The organism is Clostridium omnivorum (assembly GCF_026012015.1).
Classification (GTDB): domain Bacteria; phylum Bacillota; class Clostridia; order Clostridiales; family Clostridiaceae; genus Clostridium_AX; species Clostridium_AX omnivorum.
On the sequence record NZ_BRXR01000001.1, the window covers coordinates 4,028,853 to 4,052,330 of the forward strand.

Consider the following 23,478-nt stretch of genomic DNA (forward strand, 5'->3'; position numbering starts at 1 on the left):
TTATGAAAATTTCAAAAAAAGATGCGCTTGCATGGTTTGAGTTTTTTTCAATATTACCAGAGGATGAGGAACTAATGATAAAACAACAAGAAATCATTTACTCTACCTTTGCTCAAATTGAGGCAGCCATCGAACATAGAAATGATAAACTAAAGTTGGAAATTGCAGGTCTGAAAACTTTAGAGAATAGAACTCTTTTTGTGGGAAACGAAAGCAAATTTTCAAAGGGATGCCGCTCTTGTTTGCTAGGAACCGGCTTAGGAGCTATTAGAAAAACAAATAAATGTAACATAGAGTGTAAGTTCTGTTATAATTATGGAGATTTAGATAATATTCCTCCAGTTGGCGAAGGTATGTGGGAAATTGGAGGTACAAAATTTTATGAGAAGGATATAGATTTACTTCTTTCCATTCACAAGAAACCCACTGGCGTTGCTTACGTTTATTTAGAGCCATTTATGGAAATTGAAAAATATTATTCCATTATAAAAAAATTTAATGCAGCGGGAATTTATCAGCATTTATATACAAATGGCACTTTAGCAACAGAAGATACATTGAAAGCATTAGGTGAAGCCGGTCTTGACGAGATACGGTTCAACCTAGGTGCCTCTAATTGTTCAGACAAAGTAATAGACAATATTGGAGTAGCAAAAAAGTATATTAAGAATGTAGGTATTGAAACTCCAATGACTCCAGAGTTTTTCGAAGCTTTTTTTAAGAAAAAGCAAGCTATTTTAGATACAAAACTGGATTTTATCAATTGTGCAGAGTTACATTTAAATGAGAATAACATAGACAATTACTATGGGGAAAACATGTATATTGCAAGGCAGGGCTATATATCTCCAATTTGGAGTAGAGAGTTAACTCTGAAATTCATGAAAAAAGCCGATGAAGAAAAGTGGGATTTTGCAGTTCATGATTGCTCAAACAATACAAAATTTGCTAGGGATTTAAATTTGAGCAGCAAAGAGGGTAAGTGGTTCGGAGCTAGTAATTATACTTGTGAGTTTTCCAGGATTCCGTACGAAGCATTCTTACCAATACTTCGTGATGACAATTTCAAATTTTTAAGTGAAGAAGAATTGCCTGATGGCTATAAGCCAGGAGAACTTATTTTTTAGAAAGTCTTTAATTTGTTTTCAAGATAAAATTTGCCGCTAAGGATCTATTTGATTCAAGCGGCATTATTTTTGCCTGTTTAAAGTATTTTTAGATGATAATAATGTTTGCTTTTTGTAATATATTACATATGAGTTATTGGTTTTCTTCTGCGAGTAATTATATAATTGGAATCATTATGAGTTATATATTATAGTGAATGATGATTATAAAACATTTTCGTGGTAAAATATATAATATAAAAAATAACATATATAGCTCCATTATCTAGTTTTTTACTAAGAAAATGTAAAGCGGTGATTTTATTGGATATAATTATATGCGAAGATAGACAGGAATATATAAAAGAAATCTCAAATATAGTAAAACTTTTTTTTCAGGATAGTGATATAAAATGCAACATTAATGCATTTAATCATTATGAAGAAACAATAAACTATATTAAATCTTTAACTTCTTATGAAGAGTGCCTATATATTTTAGACATAGATTTAAAGCAGGATAAGAATGGGTTATTATTAGGAAGAGAAATAAGAAATTTAGATGATTATAAAGGGGAAATGATGTATATTACTTCCTACGTTCATCAAATGGGTAGTGTATTTAAATATAAACTAAGAATATTAGATTTTATAGATAAAGGCTGCGATATGGAAAATGACCTGAAAAAGGCACTTAGCGCATATCTTAAGATTTATAAACATAGGATTGAGAGTGAAGCTTTAGTATTTAAAGTTGGCGCGGACGTAATTAAAGTAAAGCCTTTAGATATTGTATTGATAGAAACTGATAAACATAAAAAGAAAATTATATTGCATACTGCTAAAGATAAAATAAGTTTAAATTTAACATTAAAAGAAATTGAAGAAAAGCTTACAGATGATTTTATACAAATTCATAGATGTATTATTGTGAATAGGAATCATATTAAAAGGATTGAACATGTTGATAAAGATTTGTATGTAGTTCTTACTGGTGATATAAAAGAGCCAGTTTCCAAGAGAAGAGAAAGGGAAATAAAAACATGCATTATACAATAGCAACTACTTTTGTTCAGGCATACCTTATATATGTATATTCAAATCAAAAAACAAAAATAAATATCAAGAATATTAGTGCAATAGTTTTAGTTATACTTATTAAACCTACAACTATGGGATTTTTGCAAGATAGCTTTCTAGTTTTTATATTTGTATGGCTTTGTAATTATATTATAAGCCATTTTTTAGTTGGTAGAGATATTAAACGCAATATACAGCTTTCTTTTTTTGTTGAGTTAATCACTTTACTATCATATTATATGAGTGCAGGCATAGTACTCATTATGGGCTATAGTATAAATATAAAAGATATATTTAATTTTAATATATTGTTATATAAAGTTAACTACTATTTTGTTTTCATTTATTTAGCTATCATGATAGCTTTTGCAGTGTTTAGAAGATATATTCCTCTAAGCTTTTCCAGTGAGGGTGTAAAGGAAAGAGACTTTAGTGGCATATATATTATTATCGCAATTAATCTAATAATAGAGATAATAAATAATTTTAATTTAAACTTTGGAATTAAATTAATCGCATTTGTTTGTATTAATTTATTCGTTTTAATTTTTTATATTATAAACAATGAACTAAGCATTGAAAAAATAAAAGCTAAGTTACAATTAAAGGAAAAGGAGAAAAGAATTGAAGAGCTTAGCCTTTACATAGAAACTATAGAAGAATTAGTTGAAAAATACCGAGAATTTAAGCATGATTATAAAAATATTATTTTAGGTGTCGGAGCAGAAAATTCTAATGTAAATAATTTATTAGAAAAAATAAATAAAGAAGTAGCAGGAGATGAGAGTTATCATTCTTTTTTAAACTTAAAAGACATAAGTTACATTCCGCTAAAATCCATACTTTCATACTACATAATGCTAAGCATTAAGAAAAATGTAGAAGTAAGCTTAATAGTTATAGGAGAAATAAAGGAATCTTACATAACGGAAGTGGAATTTTCTAGAGTTATGGGAATCATATTAGAAAACGCATTAGAAGAAGCATCAGAAAATGAGAGCAAGAAAATAGAAATTTATGTTGAAGCATCTGATGGTGGTTTAAATATTACAGTAGGAAATACCTTTAAAAGTAAAGAAATGAACCTAGATAAGATTTTTAATAAGGGTTATTCTACAAAAGGAGAAAATAGAGGATTAGGTCTTCATATACTTAAATATATAGTTGATAAAAATTCTAATATGACTTTAAATACATTTATAAATGAAGGAATGTTTATTCAAGATTTATATATTTTTTCTGTAAAAAGAAGTTAAAAGGAAAATAGTACTTTTAACTTCTTTTTACGTTTAGATTAAAAAATAACCTCCTAACGTAATAGCATATAAAACTTAAGGTGAAAGAATAAGCGTTGGAAGAAAGTCTATTTTAACTTTCTTTTAATAGGTATAACATGAAATTGTTCAATAAGTTTAGGAGGGAAAATATATGCCAAATTACAAAGGTAATGATCGTTTATTATTTGGAATGGTTCTTGGAGTTGCAACTTACTGGTTATTTGCAGGCAGCATAACAGCAGGGGTACCGGCAATCCATCAAAGCTTAGGAATCTCAAGTTCTGTTATTAGCACTGCAGTTAGTATAACTGCATTAATTTGTGGAGTAACTATTGTAACTGCTGGAGGTATCGCTGATAAGTTAGGGCGTATAAAGATTAATCAAGTTGGATTTATTTTAAGTATAATTGGTTCTATACTTTGTGGGATATCACAGGGACAATCACTTCTTATTATAGGTCGTGTTATCCAAGGTTTATCAGGTGCATTTATTATGCCTGCTACTTTAGCTATTATAAATGCCTACTATGAAGGTACAGCTCGTCCTCGTGCCCTAAGCTTTTGGTCTTTAGCTTCATGGGGTGGTAGTGGTCTTTCTAACTTCTTTGGTGGTGCGGTAGTATCAGCCTTAGGGTGGAGATGGTTATTTTGGATTACTGTTCCAGTAGCTGTGGTTGGTATGTTTTTAATTAATGGTACTCCAGAAAGTAAAAATACTAGTGGAGAAAAACAAAACTTTGACTATTTTGGAATTATTACTATAGTAATATCATTACTTTCATTAAATTTAATAGTTACTCGTGGTTTACAGTGGGGTTGGTTAAGTACTAAGGTTCTAATACTATTAGCTGTATTTGTTGCTGCATTTGTATTGTTTATAATTGTAGAACGCAAAAATGCAGCACCATTAGTTGATTTTTCACTATTTAGAAGCAAAGGTTACAACGCTGCCGTAATTTCAAATTTCTTGCTTAATATGTGTGCAGGTTGTTTATTTATACTAATGCCCTACGTACAGACAACAAGAGGATTAACTTCTTTCCAAAGTGGCTTGTTAACTATTGGCTATTTAATAGCTATAGTATCAACAATTCGTGTAGGGGAAAAAGTGATGCTTAAGACAGGAGCACGCTATCCTATGATTATAGGAACTCTATTGGCTGCTGTAGGAATCTTCTTAATGACATTAACTTTCTTAACGAATATTTTATATTTTGCATGTATTTTTGTTGGACTTGCTATTATGGGAGTTGGATTCGGATTTTATGCTACTCCATCTACAAACACAGCAGTTGGAAATGTTCCTAAAGAAAAAGCTGGATCTGCATCAGGTATTTATAAAATGGCTAGTTCTTTAGGAGGTAGTTTTGGAGTTGCTATTTCTGGAGCGGTTTCTACAGCAATTCTTATGAGCAGTAAGACAGCTTCAAATTTAGCAGCTGGACTAGGACTTGGAGTTAGCGTAATAGCAGGAACTATTTCATTAATTGCTGTTTTAGCACTAGTTCCTAAGATAAAGAGAAGTGAAGGAAATGAAAGAAAGGTAGCTTAGATTTTACTGTGACAGCTTACCAAAAGGTAAATATAGATATTGCAGCTTTTAATATTTAGTTAAATAAAGGTGAAAATATATAAATAAGAAAGGAGTGCTTTAAATGTCAAATATATTAGATAAGGTAAAATCAATTGAAGATTATATTATAAAATTCAGAAGAGATTTGCATGAAAATCCTGAGCTTAGTGGGCAGGAATTTAAAACTCAGGAAAAGATTATGAAAGAATTAGATAAACTTGGGATACCATATAAGAAGGCAGGCAACTCTTCTTTAATAGCTACATTAAAGGGTGAAAAAAGTGGAAAGACTATAGCACTAAGAGGGGACATAGATGCTCTACCAGTAAAAGAAGAAGCAGATGTTGAATTTAAATCGAAAACCCCTGGATTAATGCATGCTTGCGGTCACGATGCACATGCTGCTATGCTTCTAGGTGCTGCAAAAATTTTATCTGAAATGAAAGATGAAATACCTGGTGAGATAAGATTTTTCTTTCAAGAGGGAGAGGAAACTTTCACAGGAGCAAAAAAAATAATAGAAGCAGGAGGAATGGATGGAGTTGATGCTTGTTTTGGAATGCATGGAATGCCTGGGTTAGAGACAGGATATGTAGATATCACTCCAGGATATAGAATGGCAGGCTGTGATACTATTTATGTTAAGTTTGAAGGAGTATCAGGCCACGGGTCTGTTCCTCATCTAGCAAAGGACACCATTCATCCGGCATGTATTTTTGTTACTGATCTTCAAGGAATAGTTGCTAAAAACATTGATGCTCAAGAGCCAATAGTGCTTTCTGTAGGAAAGTTCGTTGGAGGAACAAAGGCAAACATAGTTGCTAAATATACAGACATTGACATTTCAATGAGATACTTTAATCCAAAAGTTAGAGAACTAGCTCATAACGCAATAAAAAGACATGCAAAGGCTATTGCAGATGCTTACGAGCTTAAGGTTGATGTAATCATAGAGGAAAGTGCACTAAGTCTTTACAATGATGATGAATTATCAATACTTGCTGATAAAAGCTGTACAAAGGTCTTTGGAGAAGGCAAGAATATAACTTTACCTAAAATGATGGGATCAGAGGATATGCCTTACTATTTTAAGCATGCTAAAGGAGTATATGCCTTACTTGGATATAGAAATGAAGAAAAGGAAGCTATATACTTTCCACACCATGAGAAATTTAAGATTGATGAGGACTATATGAAATATGGTACAGCATTGCATGTCCAATTTGCTATTGATTTTTTAAATAAATAGTAAGAGAAACACAAATTAGGGAAGGCAATGAGATATTTATTACTTCGGCATACAGAATACAATACAGTAAAAACCCCATTGAAAAATTATTTTTCGACAAAATGGCTTGTTTGTAGAAAGTTTCTACAAATTAAGTCTTTTGTAGAAGGTTTAGACACCGTGCTGATATTGTCTATTGCGGGCATGCATAAATTTTTTTATAATCTAGTAATAAAATAGAGTTTAGGGGGTTTTTCTATGTATTATAGTAATGGTAATTATGAAGCATTTGCACGTCCTTTAAAACCTGTTGATGTAGATAAAAAGTCAGCATACCTTGTAGGAGCAGGTTTAGCTTCTTTGGCAGCTGCTTGTTTCTTAGTACGTGACGGACAGATGAAGGGTGATCACATTCACATTTTGGAAGAGCTTAGCCTTCCAGGGGGAGCTTGTGACGGTATTAAAGACAATCAAAAAGGATTCATTATTCGTGGTGGTCGTGAAATGGAAAACCACTTTGAATGCTTATGGGACTTATTCCGTTCAATCCCTTCTATAGAAACAGAAGGCGTTTCTGTTCTAGATGAATATTATTGGTTAAATAAAAAGGACCCAAACTATTCATTACAAAGAGCAACTATCGATAGAGGCGAAGATGCTCATACTGATGGAAAATTTGGATTAAGTGAAAAGGCATCTAAGGAACTTGTTAAGCTATTTATGACTCGTGATGAAGACTTATTTGATAAGAAGATAGAGGATGTATTCTCAGAAGATCTTCTTAACTCAAACTTTTGGATGTATTGGAGAACAATGTTTGCATTCAGAGATTGGCACAGTGCATTAGAAATGAAGTTATATCTTCAAAGATTTATTCACCATATAGGGGGATTACCAGACCTATCTGCTTTGAAGTTTACAAAGTACAATCAATATGAATCATTAATTCTACCAATGGTAAAATACCTAGAAGCACATGGAGTTAACTTCCAATATGATACTGAAGTAACAAATGTTATTTTTGATATTAAGGGTGGCAAAAAGCTAGCAAAGAAAATTGTTTGCAAGCATGCTGGGAAGGAAGAAATTATTGAACTTACTAAGAATGATTTAGTATTTATTACAAATGGAAGCTGTACAGAAAATTCTACTCTTGGTGACCAAAATCATGCACCTGAGTTTGATGATTCAATAAGAGGATGCTGGCAGTTATGGAAGAATATCGCTAAACAAGATCCAGCCTTTGGTAGGCCTGAGAAGTTCTGTTCTAATACAAAGGAAACAAACTGGGAATCTGCTACAGTAACTACACTTGATAACAGAATCCCTCCATATATTGAAAAAATTTGCAAACGTGATCCATTTAGTGGAATGGTTGTTTCCGGTGGTATTGTTACAGTTAAAGATTCAAATTGGCTAATGAGCTGGACTGTAAATAGACAACCACATTTTAAATCACAACCAAAAGATCAGCTATGTGTTTGGGTATATGGTTTATTCTCAGAAGTTCCAGGAAATTATATAAAGAAGCCAATGAAGGAATGTACTGGTATTGAAATTACAGAAGAATGGCTATACCATTTAGGTGTACCTGAAGCAGAGATTCATGATATGGCTACAAAATCTGCAAATTGCATACCTTGCATGATGCCATATATTACTGCATTCTTTATGCCTAGAAGATTAGAAGATAGACCTAAGGTTGTACCAGATGGAAGCGAAAACTTTGCTTTCCTTGGTCAATTTGCTCATACTGATCGTGACACAGTATTCACTACAGAATATTCTGTAAGAACAGCTATGGAAGCAGTGTATACATTACTGGATGTAGATCGTGGTGTTCCAGAAGTATTTGGTTCCTGCTATGATGTTCGTGTATTATTGGATTCTACAGTGAAGATGATGGATGGCAAAAAGCCTGGCGATACAAAATTACCATTCCCATTAAATCTTGTTAAAAAGAAAGGCTTAAAAAAGATTCAGGGAACAGTAATAGAAGATGTACTAAAAAGATATAATATAATTTAAAAAGTATTTTGATTAATTAAAACAAAATCGGAGATGCCTCGCATAATGAGGTACTCCGATTTTTTTAATTTATATATTATTGATAGAATTAAAAATACTTTGGAGTTTTTTATGGTTAATTTCAGTAATTACTATATCTTGACGATCTCTTGAAATGATATCTTCATCTGTTAACTTGTTTAAATATCTATAAAGTGTCCTTTTATTTATTTGCAGTGAGTCAGCAATAAAGGTCTTATTGTCCTTGACCCTATAAGGAAGACTTTTTTTCATGGTTTGATTGTACAAATATATAATCAAATTTTCATAAGGTGATATGGATTTTTTATACTCTGAAGCTTTGATTGAATGAGTTGAGAAATTAGCTAAGTATTTTATTATGTATGAGGCTATATCAATGTCTTTGTATATCGCCTCTAAAAAATATTCCTTTTTAACCTTAACAAGTAGAGAATGAGAGAGAGTTATTACGGTCCCGCTATAAATGCTAGTATTATTTATTGCCTCAATCAAACCAAATATTTGAGTTTCACTAAGAGTATCTGCAATTATACGTCTTCCATCAACAGTATAATATACGATATATGTTATGCCGCTTACTAAGATAAATATATAATCTAATTTGTTACTACTTTCAATAAAAACTTTACTTTCCTCAAGTTCTAATACCTGAAGTTTATCAGAAGAAAGTTCTTTTAAAAAATCCTTTGCAGTATTATAAGAATTGGATTTATTTGAAAAAGTAAATTCTAATACTTTTTTTAGGGAATTATTGAAGTTATTCATAGTGTCTCCTTTTTTAAAAATATGACAGTTGTCATTTATTATATTATATCATTATTGATAAAATATAATCAACGAAGAGCGAAAGTATTAAACCATATAAGGGGGATTTAATGTGAAAATTTATAAAAATATTGAGGAGACAAAGGAATCCGTTTTAGAAATAATTAAGAATCCAAGTCTAACATACGAACAGCAAACATATGGGCTTGCAAAGCTGGCTGAAAACCAACTGCCTTATCCGAGTGGCGCAGATGAAAAGTTTTTCGAACTTGTTCATAAGGGTATTATATGTGACCTTGATGAAGGTCATGCTCCTTATGCACCTAGATATATTTTACCCGACTATGATAAGTTACTTAAAGAAGGGTGCGAGTTTTTGAGGCTAAAACCTGCAAAAACTTTAGCAGAAGTTATTAACATGCTTTTGATATTTTATCATCATGTACCTTCAGTAACAAGATTTCCTGTTTATTTAGGAAGCATTGATAAATTGTTAAATCCTTTTATTGTAGATGAAAAAGAGGCCAGAGAACAGATAAAATGGTTCTTAATAAATTTAGATAGAACAATAGATGATAGCTTTTCCCATGCAAATATAGGTCCTGAAGAAACTCTAGCAGGAAACATAATCATAGATTTAGAAAAAGAACTTCAAAATGTTACTCCAAATTTGACAATACTTTATGATGAAGACAGAACAAGTAATAAATTTGCAATTAAATGTGTTGAATCTTCGCTAATTTGTGCTAATCCTGCCTTTGCTAATGACAAAATGTTTAGAGAAGACTTTAAAGGCGATTATGGAATAGCAAGCTGTTATAATGGACTTCCAATCGGAGGTGGAGCATTTACACTTTCAAGGTTGAGACTTAACAAAATTGCAGAGGATTCAAAATCAACTGAAGAATTTTTCAATGTTAAACTATTAGAAGCTATAGATGCAATGACTAAGTTTATGGAAAGCAAGATAAGATTTATTGCTGAGGAGACTCCATTTTTTACATCAAACTTTTTAGTAACTGAGGGCTTTGTTAAACTTGACAGATTTGTTGGGCTATTTGGAATGGTTGGAATGCACGAATGTGTAAATAAGCTTATGGAACTGGATAATAAGAAATTATGCTTCGGAAAAGATCAAGAAGCAAATGAGCTTGGAGTAAAAATATTAGATATTATAAAAGAGAGAGTAGATAGTTTTGAAAGCAAGTATGGAAAGATATGGGGTAATAGATTTATTCTTCATTCACAAGTAGGGGCAGCTGGAGATGAAGGCACCACAGCTGGAGTGAGAATAGCAATTGGTGAAGAAATTTCACTATATGACCATCTAAGACAAGCAGGAATGTTTCATAAATATTTTCCATCAGGTATAGGAGATCATTTTCCATTTGATCATACTGCAAATGAAAATCCTCAAGCAGTTCTTGATATTTTTAATGGGGGATTTGCAGCAGGTATGAGATATATATCAGCTTATCCGGAAGATGGTGACCTTATAAGAGTAACTGGTTATCTTGTTAAAAAATCAGACCTTGAAAAGATCAACAGCGGAAAACAAGTAAGCTACGACACAATTCAGTATGCTCAGGACCCATTAAATAAATATGGTATTCTTGATAGGAAAGTAAGAAGTGCTAATGATTAAAGCAAAGATCAATAAAATTATCGACAGCAGCGTTGTTGATGGTCCAGGAAATAGGACAGCAATTTTTTTTCAAGGTTGTAATTTCAATTGCAAATACTGCCATAATCCAGAAACCATTAATCATTGTGTACATTGTTTAAAATGCGTAGATAAATGTCCTTCTAGTGCACTTACAGTAGTAGATGGTAAAGTTCATTGGGAAAAAAATAAATGTATTAATTGTGATGCTTGTATAAAGGTATGTACATTTAATGCTTCTCCTAAAATAGAAACCTTAAGCGTAGAGGATTTACTGACTCATATCAAAAAGAACATGCCATTTATAAAAGGAATAACTACTTCTGGGGGAGAATGTACGCTGCAAAAAGACTTTTTAATAGAGCTATTTAAAGAAACTAAGAAACTTGGGTTAAGTAATTTTATAGATTCCAATGGTTCAATTAGGTTTTCTGATTATCCAGAATTGATGGAATATACTGACGCGGTAATGCTTGATGTAAAATCAATTGATTATGATGAACATCTTGAGCTAACTTCAAAAAGTAATGAAATGGTGTTAGAAAATGCAAGGTATTTAGCAAGTATAGGTAAATTATATGAAATAAGAACAGTTGTTATAGATAATTATTTAAATAATAGAAAAACTGTTTACGAAATAACTAATATGCTTAAGGAATATCAAAAAATTAGAGAAATAAGGTACAAAATTATTAGGTATAGACACTTCGGTGTTAGAGAAGAGTATAGTAACATGAAAGCACCATCAGAAGAAGAAATGAATTATTTAAAGAGTATAGCCATTGAAAATGGATTTTCAAACGTTTTATTAGTATAGTATTTTTTAAAAGATTATGATATTTGAAGGAAAGAAATTTTGTATTTGTACAATAGTGCACTAATATAAAATTTCTTTCCTTTTTTATTTGTTTTTATAATAGAAGATAGCTAGTTGTGTTCTGTCTCTAAGCTGTAGTTTATCCAAAATAATAGATAAAGTGTTTCGAACAGTGCCTTCGCTCAAATATAGCTTGGCAGCAATTTCTTTATTACTGAGACCTTCAGCTACCACGGTGATGATTTCCAGTTCTTTTTCAGTAATACCCAAGGATAAAAAATCAGTTTTGTTTTTGCTATTAATTAAAGAAGGAATTTTTGATACAATGTCATCACCAAATACACTTTGACCAGCATATACAGCTCTTAAAGATGGTATAATACATTCAAAATTTTGTTTGATAATATATCCCTTTGCCCCTATATTTAGAGCTTTTATAATATATTCATCATCAGAAAAGGTAGTTAAAAATAGTATTTTGGCATTTTTATCTTTCTTTAAAATGGCTTCACCAGCTTCTATACCTGTCATGGCTTCCATTCGAATATCAATTAATAAAATATCTGGTTTTAACCTGTCATATAGCTCAATGGCTTCTTTTCCATTATTACCAATGCCAACTACTGAAATATCTCCCTCAGCCTCTAAAATAGTTTTGAGAGAAACACATACTAATTTATCATCATCAACTACTAATACCCTCATATTTTATTTAAATCCTTTCTAAATATTACTTTTTAGGTAGTGAAATAAAAATTTTAAAACCCTTATCTGTACTTATATTTAAATTGCCGTCTAAAGCGCTTACCCTGTCAGAGATGTTTTTAATACCTATACCATTTTCATTTTCATAGCTGCAGCCAGAACCATTGTCCTGTATAACCAACTGATAAAGTGCAGGATGCTCACGGATTATAACTAAAACATTAGTAGCATTTGAGTGCCTAATTATATTTGATAGGGCTTCTTTTGTTATAGCTATAAAGCAATATTTTATGCTCTTTTCTGGGTTAGTTTTAACATCATATTCAAATTTAATGGTACAAAAGCTGAAATCATCAACTAACTTTTGAATTTCAGATTGAAGATTAATTGCCTCCTCATGTAAATCATGTACGCTTGAACGTATACTATCCATTGCTTCGGACAAGGTGTCTTTTATAAGTTTCAAGCTTTCTCTTGTTGGATCGTCTTTATTTATGGCAAGCAGTGCTCCAATTTGTAAAATAGATCTTGATAGTAAATGCCCTACATTGTCGTGAATATCCCGTGCAATTCTATTTCGCTCTTTTAAAGTTGCTAGGTTTATTTCGTAATCTTGTTTTTCTAAAAGCTCTTTATTCCTTTTTTCAAGCTGCATAGATACTTCTTTAGTATTATCACGAAGATCGTAATAGTCTTTTTTAATTTTTTGAAGTGAAACTGTACGATATTTCAAAATACAAGCAACTATAATAAAAGCTGATAAAAACCAATTTGACATGAAAAGTGTATGAAAAAAATTAGATGAAAATGGTAAGAAAGCTAAAAGCCATAGCCATTTGATTTTAGTCAATATCACATCATAACATATGAGAGGAATAAAGAATAAAAAAATTGATCTTGTAAAGCAAACAATTAAGTATACTGCAAAAACTATTATTGATATACGGTCGTCTTCCAAGTAGCTCATGAGAGCACTTAAAGTCACTGCGATTAGGATCGGTACAACCATATATATATCATTTACACTAGGTATATATATAGCTAAGCAGACAATAAAAATAATAAGTTTATCTATTAATTTGTTCATTATATCAATCAAACCTTTGCTAAAGTAATTTAAATTATATACTAATTTTAGCATTTCATATTACGGTGCTCAAGCTATAATTACATTTGTCACACACTGTTTGGAGTTTAGTCACTAACGGAGGGTTTGCAAATTTAGTAATATATAAATATAGAAAGAAAAATAGCAAGATTATTGTGCAGAATTTCAAAAAATATGATAAATAATAATGGAGGGAACCTTATGGTAATAAAAGTTAGAAATCTAGTAAAAAGATACGGAGATTTGTTAGCTCTTGATCATTTCAATTTGGATGTACACGAAGGGGAGGTATTTGGTCTATTAGGTCCAAATGGTTCAGGAAAAACTACAGCAATAAATTGTATTCTATCTTTACTAAAATATGATAAGGGCACTATAGAAATCTATGATAAAGCTATGTCGCCAGATGCTTATCACATTAAACGTAATATTGGCATAATCATGCAGAATGTTGCAGTGTTCGAAGAATTGACAGTACTTGAAAATATTGATTATTTTTGTGGACTGTATATTTCAGATAAAAAGAAACGCAGAGCTCTTGTAGAGGAAGCTATCGATTTTGTTGGACTTAATGATTTTAAAAAGTTTTATCCTAAAAAGTTAAGCGGAGGATTACTTCGTAGATTAAATATTGCTTGCGGTATTGCCCATAAGCCAAAACTAATTATATTGGATGAGCCTACTGTTGCGGTTGATCCTCAGAGTAGGAATAATATTTTGGAAGGAATACAAAGACTTAATAAAGACGGAGCCACCATAGTATACACTTCACATTACATGGAAGAGGTAGAACAAATTTGTACAAGAATAGCTATTATGGACAAAGGAAAGATAATAGCTACGGGAACTAATGATGAGCTTAAAGGTATGATAAATTCTGGTGAAAAACTCACTATTGAAATATTTAAAACTGATAATAGCATTTTAGAGGATGTTAAAAAACTTCCCAATATAATTTCTGCTGAATATAACAATAATTTTCTTGTTGCAAAATCAAGCAGAGGAAATAATAATTTAGTTGCTTTGCTTGATTATTTAAAATCAAAGAATGTTGTTATAGGAAAGATATACTCTGAACCGCCTACATTGAATGATGTATTCTTAGAGATTACAGGTAAAGAGCTTAGAGATTAAGGATTAGAGGAAAGGAGAGATATTATGTTTTTGCATAATTATATATATAGGTTGAAATGTATTGTTAGAGATAAGCAAATGATATTTTGGACTTTTCTATTTCCAATACTTTTAGCCACACTATTTAATATGGCATTTTCAAATCTTTCAAGTGCAGAAAATTTTTCAAGAATCAAAATTGCAGTTGTTAATAATGATGAGTATAAAAAAAATACGGATTTTATAAAAGCAATTGAATCGGTTTCAAAACCTGACAAAAGCGATGGTAAAGATAATCTTTTCGATATAAAATATACATCGCAGGAAGATGCAGATAAACTTCTTGAAGATAGCAAAATTGACGGATATATTTACTTTGATGAAGGGGTAAAGCTTGTAGTGAAAAAATCGGGTATTAACCAAACAATAATAAAAGGATTTTTAGATGACTTCAAACAAACTTCATCTACAATGATAACAATTATAAATAAAAATCCTGCTGCAATTCAAAATGGACTGTTAGATAGTATTTCAAATAGAGAGGATTTTCTTAAAGAGGCTTCTATCAGCAAATCTGCTCCTAATACTGTAGTAAACTATTTTTATACCTTAATTGCTATGGCATGCCTTTATGGGAGTTTTTGGGGGTTAAAAGAAGTAGTTGCTATACAAGCTAATCTATCACCACAAGGAGCAAGAGTCAATATGGCACCTACTCATAAGGTAAAAGTATTCATGGCTTCAATATTTGCTGCAACTACAGTTCAGTTAGCAGAAATATTCATACTGCTTGCATATTTAATTCTTATATTAAAAGTAAACTTTGGAAGTCAATTAGGATATATAGCACTTACTTGTGTAATTGGAACAATAACAGGTGTTACTTTTGGAACTTGTATTGCTTCGGTAATTAAAAAAGGTGAGGGAGTTAAAGTAGGAATTTTAATTGGATTTACTATGATGATGTCTTTTTTGTCAGGCATGATGTACGATAAAATGAAATACATTATTAGTACTAATGTACCAATTTTAGGGTATCTTAACCCAGCGAACTTAATTACTGACTCATTTTATTCGCTATATTATTATAATACCCATTCAAAATTTTTTGTTGATATAATTTTACTTTGTAGCTTTACTGTTGTTTTCAGTATAGCCACTTACTTAGTATTAAGGAGGCAAAAGTATGCAAGTTTATAAAGCTTTTTTTAAAGTAATATATAAAAATATAACTCAGATAATGATTTACGTTGTTATATTTTTATTCTTTGCTGTAATTCTTACAAAAACTTATTCAAATCCCGTTACTACAAGTTTTACTGATACTAAGGTCAATATAGTTTTTATAAATTATGATACAGATTCAAAGCTTGTAAAAGGCTTAGAAAATTGTATAAGCAAAAATGCAAACTTTGTAAATATTCCAGATGATACTGAAAAACTTCAAGATGCTTTATTTTTCAGAAAAGTGGAATATATAGTGAAAGTGCCTAAGGACTTTACTAAGGATCTGTTGAGCGGGAAAACGGTTAAACTTGAAAAAACTATAGTGCCAAATTCAACAAGCGGAATTTACATGGATAGTATAATAAATAAATATTTAAATACGGCTAAAACTTATAATAACAATATAAAGAATTTGTCCCAGGAACAGCTTATAAGCCTAATTGATAAGGATTTATCTGAAAAAACTGAAGTTAAGCTTAGCAGTCCTTTAAATCAAAATACCGATAGCGAAAAATGCGAATACTATTTTAATTACTTAGCTTATTCATTATTTGCAATATTAATCTTAGGAGTATGCTCAGTAATGATGACCTTAAATAATACTGATCTAAAAAAGCGAAACCTTTGCTCGCCATTAAAACTCAGAGAAATGAATTTTGAGATGATTTTAGGAAACATCAGTTTTGCAGTAGCAGCTTGGTTTTTAATGATTTTCACTAGTTTTATAATGTATAGTAAATATATGTTTACTGTAAGAGGTATGCTGTATTTATTAAATTCTTTTGCATTTACATTAGTAGCTTTGAGTATAAGCTTTTTAATAGGAAATGTAATAAAAAGTAAAGGAGCAATGTCTGCTGCAGCAAATGTGGTATCATTAGGAACTTGTTTTATCAGCGGGGTGTTCGTACCACAGATTTTATTAGGCAAAACAGTGCTAAGAATAGCGAGCTTTACTCCAACCTATTGGTATGTAAAAGCTAATGATAATATAGCTAATCTGGAAACAATAAAGCTGGAAAACCTTATGCCAATATTCAGTAATATATTAATTATTATTGGCTTTTCTATGGCTATTCTTGCTATTTCACTTGTAGTAATTAAGCAAAAGAGATTGAGTAATTAGCTTGTTTAACAGTATTAATCATTATAAAATTTGTTAAGTTGAATCTATGAAATTAATAAAAACTTCATCAGCAAAAAGCTCCTTGGAGATCAAGGAGCTTTTTTTCTATAAGTTGTAATTATGTTTTTTTAAAGGCAATAAAATATTTTTAGCGTATCCAAGATAATCCCACGCTTTTTTCCCCTGTATGCACACTTATTACAGGAGAAAGTTCTTCAATTAATATATCATTTTCAGGATAAACTTTTGAAACCATTTCCTTTAATTTTAAGGCGTAATCATACCCATTTGCATGTGCAATTATTATTTTGGAAGTTGGTGTTAAATTATCATCACTTATTAGATCTATTAATTTACTATATACTTTATTTAAAGTCCTTACCTTGTATTTTAATACTATTTCACCTTTATCAAAGTATAAAATTGGTTTTATTTTCATGACTTGTCCCAAAGAGGCCATTGATAAGGAGATTCTACCAGTTCTTCTTAAGTGCTTTAAGTCATCAACTACTAAGTATATTTCAGAATTTGACTTTATATATTCAAGATTTTCAATAATATCTGTAATTGAGCTTCCGTTTTTTGCAAGTTCTAAAGCTTTTATTGCCATCTGCTTTTGTATGGTTGATGTAAACAAGGAATCAAAAACAATTATTTTATCTTTTGAAATTTGACTTTTAACTAACACTCCTGTTTGAAAGGTACCGCTTAATTTTGAGCTAATTGTAATATATATAATGTATTCATATTGCTCGGTTAGTTTTTCTAGAAGGTTAATGACATCTCCAACGTTTGGTTGCGAAGTAGTTGGAAGGTGTAAACATTCATTCATTTTATCACAAAACTCACTTGGTGTTATATCTAAACCATCACTATAGGATTTATTATCTATTATTAGATGTAAGGGTAGCGAATATAAATTACTATTACTTTTAAGTAGCTCATTATCGATTACAGCGGTACTATCAACAACCACAGCTATTTTATTCATTAAGTTCACCTCATAAAATGTTATTCGTGTTACAAGTAATACACTTGTAACATTTACTTATTTATCATATAATACTGTAAAGTAATAAGTCAATTAAATAAAAGAAATTATACAAACAAGGAGAAATGTAACAAATGAATCAAAACAGAGCAAAAGTTAATCCTATAACTTTGAGGTCAAAAAATTGCATTGTAAACTCATTACTTGAATTGATGAATGAAAAGCCATATAGCATGATTACGTTAAAAGAAATATCTGAAAAATCAGGATTAACTAGACAGACAATTTATCGAAACTTTTCTACTAAGGAAGCAATTTTAGAACACTATGTAGATGGACTATATAATGATTTTATAGAGATAATCTCAGCTAAGGAAAGTATCACCTTTTATGATTTGCTTATTACATATTTTGAATACTGGTATAAGAATAGAGAATTTCTTAAAAAGCTTATAGATGATAATGTATTTTTAATATTACTTGATTTACATTTGAAATATATAAATTCTATGGGAACTAATGAAAAGTTTATTAAACTAACCTTTATATCAAAAGACGAATATTTTAATCATTTTTTAGCTGGAGGATTGTGGTTTGTGCTTAAAAAATGGATTGAAGAAGATATGAAAAAAACTCCAGAAGAGATGACAGATATAATTTTAAACACTGTATATTAAAAGCTGAATAACAAATTAAGAACAGTAAGGGTGAGAAATCACTCTTATTTTTTTATATTAATTTAGCTTTAAGAATATGGATTTGTTTATGAAAAGTTATAGAAAAGGTAAAAATCAAACATATTAGATTGAACATTATAACTAATATGTTTAAAGTTTACAAATTATTAATTATAAGGTATAATTTTAATGTAAAATGTCGTATTTACAATTATTTTTAAATTGCTTGGATAGAGCCATTGCTATTTAAAAGGTGTTGTGAGGCTTTTTATGTTGGTTTGTGCTGATAAATACATAGACTAGATTAAAAGAATCATAATAAGCAATGTTTTTATTAAATTACAAAAGGAAATGTAAAACTAATAATTTAATTAATGCAATAAAACATTAATTAAATATTAAAGGTATTCAAGGGGGTATTGACATGGAACAAAATGAGAGGGCTTATTATGGGTTAACTCATCCACAGAAAAGAATATGGTATATAGATAGAGTGAATTTAGATTCTCCACTGCATAATATTGGCGGTTGCATAAGCATACATGGAAAAATAGATGTCAGTAAAATGCAGAAGACTATAAATATAGTTATAAAAAATAATGAGGGGTTGAGATTAAGATTTATAGAAAAAGATGGAGAACCAGCTCAATATATTCATGAATTTTATGAGGAAAATATTGATTTTGTTGATTTTACAAATTATGAAGAATCTAAAGAAGAGTATGAAAAGTGGTCAGAAAAGCTATTTAAAAGCCGCTTCGACATAATGGACAAGCAACTATATTATTTTGCAATTTTCAAAATTAGTGAAGATGAATATGGAGTACTATTAAATATTCATCATATTATATCCGACGGATGGTCCATTAGTCTCATACAAAGACAAGTATGTGAAGTATATAGCAATTTAATAATTAATTTGCAATTTAATACGGATGAAATTTATTCATACATAGATTTTGTAAAAGAAGAAGATGAATACCTAAAATCAGAAAGATTTATAAAGAATAAAAATTTTTGGAATGAAAAGTTTAATAACATTCCTGAAGAATTTTTGTATAAGACTTCTAATAGTTTAGATGGAAAAAGGCTTAGTTTTGATATAGATTCAGATTTATCTAATAAAATAAAGTTATTTATTGATGATAAAAAATGCTCACTAAATACTTTTTTTATGTCAGTTTTACTTATTTATATAAATAAGATTTCATATAAGAGTGATTTGGTTATTGGGACACCAGTATTTAATAGAACAGGTAAGAAACAAAAGGGTATGGTTGGTATGTTCACCAGCACTGTGCCTTTTAGATTCAACATAAATAATAAAATTAATGTTGAAAATTTAATAAAATTAATTAACAAAGAACTTAAAGCTTGTTTAGTAAATCAAAAGTATCCTTATGATCTTTTAGTAAAGGATTTAGAGTTAAGCAAGAATGGGTATGATAGTTTATACAAAATGTGTGTAAATTATTATAACTCTAATTATTTGAATGATATTAAAGGCATGGAAGTTGAAACTTTAGAGTATTACTCAGGCAATCAAAGTTACTCATTACAGTTAACAGTTAAGGAATGGAAAGAGAATAATATTACACTGAATTTTGATTATAAAATACTTGAATACACAGAGATAGAAATTAAATCAATGTACAGGTCAATGCTTAATATTATTAATCAAGTATTAATAAGTGGAGAAACATTAATTAAAGATATAAAGCTATTGAGCAAAGAGGAAACTGATTATAAATTGTATTCATTAAATTCAAGAAGCAGTATTTATCCTAAGAAAACTGTACAAGAGCTCTTTGAGGAGCAAGCGCTAAAGACACCCAATAAGGTTGCGTTGGAGTTTAAAGAAATAACATTAACTTATAGAGAACTAAATGAAAGGTCAAATCAAATAGCAAATTATTTAAAGGAAAAGGGTATTGGCAAGAAATCTATTGTAGGAATTATGGAAACTCATTCAATAGAGCTGCTTATAAGTATTTTAGGTGTGCTAAAGGCTGGGGCTGCTTATCTTCCAATAGATCCGAGTTATCCTATTGAAAGAATAAACTATATGCTAGAAGACTCTGGAAGCAGCATGTTAATAACTAATTTTAAAGATGAAAGTGGAATTAAAATTAATGGAACTATAGCAGACATAGCATATATTAATTTAGATTTATACAGCAAAGAAAACTTAACAAAAGTTAATGATTTAAATGATTTAGCCTATATTATTTACACTTCTGGTTCAACTGGAAAGCCTAAAGGTGTTATGCTTGAACATCAAGGCCTTACAAATTATATATGGTGGGCTAATAAAACGTATTTAAAGAGTGATAATGAAGTTATGGCGCTTTATTCTTCTATTTCTTTTGACTTAACTGTAACCTCAATATTTACTCCATTGATATCCGGTAGCAAGATTGTTATCTATGAAAATGATGAAAAAGAGTTTGTATTATATAAAATATTAAGAGAAAATAAGGCAACAGTAGTTAAGCTCACTCCCGCTCATCTGACACTATTAAAAGATATGGATAATAGTAAATCAAATATAAAGAGATTTATTGTTGGAGGAGAGGATTTGAAGGTAAGTTTAGCAAAAGAGGTTAGCAGAAGCTTTGGAGAAAGTATTGAAATATGTAATGAATATGGGCCAACAGAAACAGTTGTGGGATGCATGATATATAAATTTGATGAAGAAAAAGATAAAGGTATATCTGTACCTATAGGATACCCAGCAGATAATGTACAAATATATATTTTAGATGAAGATTTGAATGTTGTTCCAACAGGTATTGCTGCAGAACTTTATGTTTCTGGTGATGGTGTTGCTAGGGGCTATCTGAATAGAGAAGAATTAACCTTGGAAAGATTTATAGAAAATCCGTTTATAAGAGGAAAAAAGATGTATAGAACTGGAGATACAGCAAAGTACTTAGAAAATGGAGCTGTTGAATATGTTGGCAGAATTGATAATCAAGTAAAGATAAGAGGACATCGTATTGAGCTTGGAGAGATTGAAAAATACCTATTGGAGTATGGTGCTATAAAAGATGCAGTAGTAATTATCAAAGAAGATTCTATTGGTAATAAAGTAATAAATGCATATGTGGTAAACAATATAGAAATTACGGATTTAGAAATTAAAAACTGGCTTTTGAGATTTTTACCTAAGTATATGATTCCAACTAATTTTATTTTTATGGATAAGTTTCCTTTGACTTTGAATGGGAAGGTGGACTATAAATTGTTGCCTGAGCCAGTGATGGTAAAGAAAGAATTTTTGAGGTTTAGAACTCGAGAAGAAGAAGAATTAATTAAAGCAATGGAAGAAATTCTGGGAGTAAAGAATATAAGTATGAATGATAACTACTATCAACTTGGAGGGGATTCTATTAAAGCAATACAGATTGCTTCTAAACTTAAAAATAAAGGGCTAGATATTAAGGTGAAACATATATTAGCATATGAATCCATAGAGGAAATTGCAGCAACTGTAGCAGAGAGAGAAGAAGTTAAAATGATTAGTCAAAAGCCTAGTAAAGGAACTATTAAAAGCATGCCGATAATAGAGTGGTTTTTTAGTAGGAATTTTGTAAATCAAGACTTTTATAATCAATATGCGTTAATAGAGTATATTGGAACATTAGATGTTAGTAAGGTAAAAGCCACAGCAGATAGTCTAATTGAACATCACGATTCACTAAGGATTAATTATAATAGACAGGATAGTGTGCTGTTTTATAATAATGATTATTTAAATAGTGTGAACATAGTTGAGTATGTAGATCTATCTAAGTTTACTTTCCAGGAGCAAAAGAAAGAAATTAATAAATACAAAGCTAGTAACAGTTTTAACGTTGAGAAAGGCATGCTGTTTAATATTATAGTTTTTAATTTGGGATGTGAAAAAAATGCTTTGCTTTTTAAAGCTCACCACCTATTAGTCGATGGAGTATCCTGGAGAATAATTCTAGAGGATTTCTTTAATATACTTATACAATTAGAAAATGGTGAAAATGTTAAGCTGCCTTTGAAAACGAATTCTTTTAGGGAATGGTCAGAAGCATTAAAGGAATATGCTAAAAATGATTTCTGTGAAGAAAAAACTTATTGGCAGTCAATTTTAAACAAGGATATTACTTATCCTGTGGATTTTAATATGGACAAGGATTCTGTTGAAACTACTGAGGTCTTAAAGGTTAAATTAGATGAGAATTCGTTAGATGAACTGATTATAAAGGGAAAAGAAATCTATAATCTAGAGCTAAATGATATTCTAATTATTGCTTTAGTTATTTCAATAAGTAGATTCGCATCTATGGAGGAGGTAGTAATTGAACTTGAAAGACATGGGAGAGAAGATATAAGCAATAATATTGATGTATCTAGAACAGTTGGTTGGTTTACAAGTATGTATCCAGCGTTTTTTAAGGTGGAAAATGTTGAACTGGAAAGCAATATTAAATCTCTTAAGGAGCAGCTAAGAAATATACCTAATAAGGGTTTTAATTTCAGTATACTTAAATATTTAAATATAGAGTTAGAAGAAGTAGAAAAAAAGTATATAAGATTCAATTATCTTGGAGATTTTGACAATATTATAGATAAAAATAATTTAAATACATCAGATATTGAATTTGGACTGGAGAGCGATTACAAAAATTCTTTAACAGCATTAATTGATGTGGCAGCTATAAAAGTAAATGGTGAATTAGAGATAAGCGCAACCTATAGCAATGCTAGATATAAAAAGATAACAATGCAAAGTTTTATTGATGGCTATATAGCCACATTAACATTTATATTGGATAAATGTTTTAATAAGAGCATTAAGGAGTTTACTCCTTCAGATTTTGATTCTATTGATATTTCCCAGGAAGATTTAGATGCTCTATTTGATTGATGTGATAATAAAGTAAGGATAGATGGTGTATGGAGAGATAATTTATAATGATCTCTCCATTTGTAAACAT

General features: G+C 30.1%; 17 protein-coding genes. 13 read left to right on the forward strand and 4 right to left on the reverse strand.

The genetic code is table 11. The annotated features are described in order from the left end of the window. Positions 1-2 precede the first annotated feature (2 nt). The 6 genes from bsdE14_RS19045 to bsdE14_RS19070 all read left to right on the forward strand — a co-directional run bounded on the left by bsdE14_RS19045 (position 3) and on the right by bsdE14_RS19070 (position 8,292). A complete protein-coding gene (locus bsdE14_RS19045; RefSeq protein WP_264851576.1) occupies positions 3-1,127 on the forward strand; it encodes a radical SAM protein in 1,125 nt (374 codons plus the stop codon). A 294-nt stretch (positions 1,128-1,421) separates the two neighbouring features. Then, positions 1,422-2,165, forward strand: coding sequence for a LytR/AlgR family response regulator transcription factor (locus tag bsdE14_RS19050; RefSeq protein WP_264851577.1), 744 nt, complete (start codon positions 1,422-1,424; stop codon positions 2,163-2,165). Further along, the gene (locus tag bsdE14_RS19055) at positions 2,150-3,442 is read left to right on the forward strand and encodes a sensor histidine kinase (protein ID WP_264851578.1); all 1,293 of its coding nucleotides are present in this window, start codon (positions 2,150-2,152) and stop codon (positions 3,440-3,442) included. The genes bsdE14_RS19050 and bsdE14_RS19055 overlap by 16 nt, the downstream gene beginning before the upstream one ends. A gap of 172 nt (positions 3,443-3,614) precedes the next feature. After that, positions 3,615-5,015 (forward strand): MFS transporter, encoded by a 1,401-nt coding sequence (locus bsdE14_RS19060; RefSeq protein WP_264851579.1) that lies wholly within the window; start codon positions 3,615-3,617, stop codon positions 5,013-5,015. Positions 5,016-5,118: 103 nt separating this feature from the next. Beyond that, positions 5,119-6,285, forward strand: coding sequence for an amidohydrolase (locus bsdE14_RS19065; RefSeq protein ID WP_264851580.1), 1,167 nt, complete (start codon positions 5,119-5,121; stop codon positions 6,283-6,285). Between the two features lie 237 nt (positions 6,286-6,522). Further along, complete coding sequence (locus bsdE14_RS19070; RefSeq protein ID WP_264851581.1) at positions 6,523-8,292, forward strand: oleate hydratase; 1,770 nt, start codon at positions 6,523-6,525, stop codon at positions 8,290-8,292. Positions 8,293-8,361: 69 nt separating this feature from the next. Here the strand turns inward: bsdE14_RS19070 and bsdE14_RS19075 are convergent, their stop codons facing one another. Beyond that, positions 8,362-9,078, reverse strand: a complete 717-nt coding sequence (locus tag bsdE14_RS19075) for a Crp/Fnr family transcriptional regulator (protein ID WP_264851582.1) — start codon at positions 9,076-9,078, stop codon at positions 8,362-8,364. A 112-nt stretch (positions 9,079-9,190) separates the two neighbouring features. On the opposite strand from bsdE14_RS19075, the gene bsdE14_RS19080 reads away from it, so the two are divergent. Next, entirely contained in the window at positions 9,191-10,723 is a 1,533-nt protein-coding gene (locus tag bsdE14_RS19080; protein ID WP_264851583.1) for a YjjI family glycine radical enzyme, read from the forward strand. Next, entirely contained in the window at positions 10,716-11,558 is an 843-nt protein-coding gene (locus bsdE14_RS19085; protein WP_264851584.1) for a YjjW family glycine radical enzyme activase, read from the forward strand. Before bsdE14_RS19080 ends, bsdE14_RS19085 begins: the two co-directional genes overlap by 8 nt. 84 nt (positions 11,559-11,642) lie before the next feature. Here the strand turns inward: bsdE14_RS19085 and bsdE14_RS19090 are convergent, their stop codons facing one another. Both bsdE14_RS19090 and bsdE14_RS19095 read right to left on the reverse strand, forming a co-directional pair. Then, a complete protein-coding gene (locus bsdE14_RS19090) occupies positions 11,643-12,263 on the reverse strand; it encodes a response regulator (protein WP_264851585.1) in 621 nt (206 codons plus the stop codon). Between the two features lie 25 nt (positions 12,264-12,288). After that, positions 12,289-13,041: a sensor histidine kinase gene (locus bsdE14_RS19095; protein WP_264851586.1), complete on the reverse strand. Its 753-nt coding sequence runs from the start codon at positions 13,039-13,041 to the stop codon at positions 12,289-12,291. Between the two features lie 531 nt (positions 13,042-13,572). Between bsdE14_RS19095 and bsdE14_RS19100 the strand changes: the two genes are divergently transcribed. Genes bsdE14_RS19100 through bsdE14_RS19110 form a run of 3 tightly spaced genes read left to right on the forward strand, consistent with a single transcriptional unit; the run spans position 13,573 to position 16,837 of the window. Continuing rightward, the gene (locus tag bsdE14_RS19100; protein ID WP_264851587.1) at positions 13,573-14,505 is read left to right on the forward strand and encodes an ABC transporter ATP-binding protein; all 933 of its coding nucleotides are present in this window, start codon (positions 13,573-13,575) and stop codon (positions 14,503-14,505) included. A gap of 24 nt (positions 14,506-14,529) precedes the next feature. Beyond that, entirely contained in the window at positions 14,530-15,684 is a 1,155-nt protein-coding gene (locus bsdE14_RS19105) for an ABC transporter permease (protein ID WP_264851588.1), read from the forward strand. Further along, on the forward strand, positions 15,671-16,837 hold the full coding sequence (locus bsdE14_RS19110; protein WP_264851589.1) for an ABC transporter permease: 1,167 nt from the start codon (positions 15,671-15,673) through the stop codon (positions 16,835-16,837). Before bsdE14_RS19105 ends, bsdE14_RS19110 begins: the two co-directional genes overlap by 14 nt. 148 nt (positions 16,838-16,985) lie before the next feature. On the opposite strand, the gene bsdE14_RS19115 is transcribed toward bsdE14_RS19110, so the two are convergent. Continuing rightward, positions 16,986-17,828, reverse strand: a complete 843-nt coding sequence (locus tag bsdE14_RS19115) for a DegV family protein (protein ID WP_264851590.1) — start codon at positions 17,826-17,828, stop codon at positions 16,986-16,988. Positions 17,829-17,962: 134 nt separating this feature from the next. On the opposite strand from bsdE14_RS19115, the gene bsdE14_RS19120 reads away from it, so the two are divergent. Beyond that, complete coding sequence (locus bsdE14_RS19120) at positions 17,963-18,505, forward strand: TetR/AcrR family transcriptional regulator (protein WP_264851591.1); 543 nt, start codon at positions 17,963-17,965, stop codon at positions 18,503-18,505. A gap of 424 nt (positions 18,506-18,929) precedes the next feature. Beyond that, complete coding sequence (locus tag bsdE14_RS19125) at positions 18,930-23,408, forward strand: non-ribosomal peptide synthetase (protein WP_264851592.1); 4,479 nt, start codon at positions 18,930-18,932, stop codon at positions 23,406-23,408. Positions 23,409-23,478: the final 70 nt, after the last annotated feature.